This window comes from Rahnella perminowiae (genome assembly GCF_019049755.1).
Taxonomy (GTDB): Bacteria; Pseudomonadota; Gammaproteobacteria; order Enterobacterales; family Enterobacteriaceae; genus Rahnella; species Rahnella perminowiae.
Map to the genome: position 1 here is coordinate 1 of NZ_JAFMOS010000157.1, position 1,221 is coordinate 1,221.

The following is a 1,221-nucleotide window of genomic DNA, read 5'->3' on the forward strand; positions in this document are numbered from 1 at the left end:
TAATAAGCTTGTGATACGTTTTTTCCACAGAGAAAACCTGTCTCAAAATATTTGCTTAGTAAGGATCCGGCCATAAATGGTGAAATTATTCTGGATAGTAACAGCATATATATTAAGACGAGCACATTATCCCGTTCAGAATTATATTTACAGGCGGCAGGATTATGATTGCTCATAAATATAGGGGGGAGGGGAGTGCGGAAGATTTTAACATCAGCGTGATTTTCGTTGAAAAAAGCCTTTGCTGTTTTAGCAAAGGCTCAGTATGTTTATTTTTTAACGATCATAATAGAGTCACATGAAGGGTTACCATGTTTATCTATCGTTAGGGTCGTAAGCATGTTATTAAATTTCCTTATATCAAGAGATGAAGAACCGTTGTTCTCGATATGGCTTGATATATGTCTTCCAGACATGTCGGAAATGGTGACATCCACACCATCAGCTGTTGAACACGTATTCCGGACTGATGAAATGAGGAGTTCATTAATGCCATTTAACGTCCAGGTTATTGTGGTCGGACGGCTTTCACCCGGATGTCCATAGAGAGTTCCATCATCTTCAATGTCTAATTTGCCCCACACATCACCTAAAGAAATCGATCCCGTTGAATAAGGAATGAACAGACTGGTGTCGTAAATCCCTTTCCATTGCGGGTAGCTGACATAATATTTTGAGATGAAATCCATCATTTCATCATAGGTAAACGGCCTCGTTCTTTCATAAACATAGGCGGTAGCCCCCTTTTCGAGTGGATAGCCATTTCCAATCCTTTTAAAAGCTTTTCCTATCCCCTCATTATTTAGCAACTCTTTTGCAGGAATTGTAATAACTTGCTGGCCTGATGGCGTTAAATGTGTTTGTACGGGATCAACAACGATGATGAACCTGGACATCAGTGCCGGAATGCTCAGCCCGTCTCTGAGATCAACCTGGGACATTCCAGTCAAATACTTACTCAATTTCAGATTTGAAAGTGTGTCGAGCATATTATCGTTAAGAACATCACTGGATGATAAAACAGTCAGTTTTTCAGTACTATGTAGCATGCTCTGAATATCAGAAGATAACCTGACATAGTTGCCATAGTTATCAACACGCATTGGTGTATATTTAGTAGGCAAATATTTTGAGAAGTCATTGATGTTTGTATTAAATAAGGACTGCTTATTAATGATTAGACAGATGATTATTGTTAATGAGACAAGAAGGGCTTTAGAG

Annotated in this window: 1 pseudogene; it reads right to left on the reverse strand. The window is 38.7% G+C overall.

Annotation, left to right across the window (positions count from 1 at the left end):
- Positions 1–269 precede the first annotated feature (269 nt).
- Positions 270–1,221: pseudogene (locus J1785_RS00865) on the reverse strand (hypothetical protein); the annotation flags it as partial.